Genomic DNA, 628 nt, shown 5'->3' with positions numbered 1-628 from the left:
TTCACCGAGCCGTTCAGCCTGCCGCAGACCCAAGGGCGCGGCATCCCCCGGGAAACCATGCGCAAGGCCCTGAGCCTGCTCGCTGAGGCCGGCTGGAAGCTCAATGGCCAACACGTACAGAACGCCGCTGGCCAACCGTTGCGTTTGGAGATCCTGCTGGTCAACCCGAACCTGGAGCGCATCCTTCAGCCTTACGTCGAGAACCTCGCCAGCATCGGCATCGACGCTCGGCTGCGCACAGTCGATCGCGCCCAGTACAAGCAACGCCTTGATCAGTTCGACTTCGACATGATCCTGATGACCCTCAACCAGACGCTCAGTCCGGGCCTGGAACAATGGCAGTACTTCCATTCCAGCCAGGTCGGGGTCAAGGGCAGCAAAAACTACGCCGGTATTGCCAATCCGGCGGTCGACCATTTACTCGAACAATTGCTCGCCGCCCAGACCCAGGATGAACAGGTCGCCGCCGGCAAGGCCCTGGACCGGGTATTGCTGTGGCAGCACTACATCATTCCCAACTGGTACCTCAATTATCACCGCCTGGCCTACCGCAACCGGTTCGCCTTCGTCACCACGCCGCCCTACACATTGGGCCTGAGCGCATGGTGGCTGAAATCTTCGGAGAAAG

At 60.7% G+C, this 628-nt stretch carries 1 protein-coding gene; it reads left to right on the top strand.

Going from position 1 to position 628, the window contains the following annotated elements:
- Positions 1-628, top strand: a 628-nt coding sequence (locus tag BK665_RS33430) for an ABC transporter substrate-binding protein (protein ID WP_259699684.1), incomplete at both ends; no start/stop codon positions are given.

Source organism: Pseudomonas frederiksbergensis (assembly GCF_003732665.1).
GTDB lineage: Bacteria > Pseudomonadota > Gammaproteobacteria > Pseudomonadales > Pseudomonadaceae > Aquipseudomonas > Aquipseudomonas frederiksbergensis_G.
This window is presented reverse-complemented; position numbering and strand designations above follow the sequence as displayed.